The organism is Nocardia sp. alder85J, assembly GCF_020176955.2.
In the GTDB taxonomy this organism is placed as follows: domain Bacteria; phylum Actinomycetota; class Actinomycetes; order Mycobacteriales; family Mycobacteriaceae; genus Nocardia.
Window position 1 is genome coordinate 1 of sequence record NZ_JAIUCZ020000032.1, and the last position, 1,419, is coordinate 1,419.

Consider the following 1,419-nt stretch of genomic DNA (forward strand, 5'->3'; position numbering starts at 1 on the left):
TCTTTAGCCGCCCGTCTCAAAGTGGAGCGCTCCACGGTAGTTCGCTGGGAGGCAGGCAAGAGCCAGCCCCAAGCGTGGCTGTGGCCGAAACTTGCAGCAGCACTGAAAGTTACACCCGAACAGCTTGCCGACCTACTCGCCAAAAGCTCCCTTGGCGCGGTTACCCACTCGCCACCACAGCCGCTTACAGCGGCAGCCCACCCAAGCGGAAATCTAACTTTTGATAGCTCAATTAGCAGTTCACCCGATGGCGGTATGTTCAATTTGCGCCGGGTGCTCATGGGGGGAATACCAGATACACCGCCAGGCACACCGATAGAGCTTACGACTGCGGTAGCGCGCACATGGAATTTGTTTTTTCCGCCCGGTTCGGCGAAATGGAAAGTTTGCTTCCTGCCGTCTTAGCAAGCGCATATAACGCCGCCGAGGCTGCGATAGGTGAGCCACGGCGTCGGGTGAATATTTCGCTTGCTCAATTACTGCATGCCTCATCGAATCTATTGGGTTATGTGGCGCAGGAAGACTTGGCAGCTCTGGCGCTCATTCGTGCCGACACACTTGCAGCAGAAAGCGGAGATGAACTGACACGAGCGGCAATCAAAGGGTCCTATTCGTGGCTATTGGCAAAGAATGGTATGTACGACGATTCGGCAGCTTATGCCGAACGCGCCGCCACAGAAATCGAACCACGATTGTCTACCGCTACACCGCGTCACGTCGCTATTTGGGGAGAACTTCTGTGTTACGCCGCATTCGCGGCCTCGCGAACGGGAGACTACCGGCAAGCGCGGCAGTATTTGCGCTTATGCGAATCGGCCGAGAGGCAGTTAGATTATGACTATGCAACGAGGCCCGAGGCGTCCAATGTTTTTGGCCGTACATCTGCCGCTAGCTTCGGTGTTGTAAACGAGATGGCAGCGGATCAGCCACGCGAAGCTATTAAACTTGCCGTCGGCAGCGACGGCGGAAACGGGGTTCCGCCGGTATTGCGCAGCCGCAGGCTGATTAACTATGCACATGCTCAGGTTCATAATCAGGAAAATACTGAAGCGGTGAGTACACTTCGCCAGGCGTGCTCGCTGGCACCAGAGTTCATCGGTCACGTACCCTTGGCCCACGCGCTGACCAACGAGCTACTGACCCGACGAGGCAAACAACGCTTGGATGGACTTGCCAGCGTTGCCGAACACATTGGTGTGCCCATCTGACCTGTAGGAATCCGAACATTGATTGTTAACCCTAACGCTTTCACCGTCTTGTGCTACGGCGACTCCAACACCTTCGGTCAACGTTCGGAAGGGCGGGGCCGATGGCCCGCCGATGTACGCTGGACTGGTCGTTTGCAAGAGTGTTTAGGTAGCGAATATTCCATTCTCGAGGAAGGTCTAGGCGGTCGCACAACTGACCTAGTACTCCAGC

At 56.0% G+C, this 1,419-nt stretch carries 2 protein-coding genes; both read left to right on the forward strand.

The genetic code is table 11. From position 1 onward, the window contains the following. A partial coding sequence (locus tag LBW94_RS44120; RefSeq protein WP_225062802.1) for a helix-turn-helix transcriptional regulator occupies positions 1 to 405 on the forward strand: 405 nt, incomplete at its 5' end. Next, on the forward strand, positions 345 to 1,208 hold the full coding sequence (locus LBW94_RS44125; protein ID WP_225062803.1) for a hypothetical protein: 864 nt from the start codon (positions 345 to 347) through the stop codon (positions 1,206 to 1,208). The genes LBW94_RS44120 and LBW94_RS44125, both read left to right, overlap by 61 nt. Positions 1,209 to 1,419: the final 211 nt, after the last annotated feature.

Bases quoted from the DNA above. Each gene is read 5' to 3' on its own strand.
- LBW94_RS44125 (WP_225062803.1), top strand. From the start codon at position 345: ATGGAATTTGTTTTTTCCGCCCGGTTCGGCGAAATGGAAAGTTTGCTT.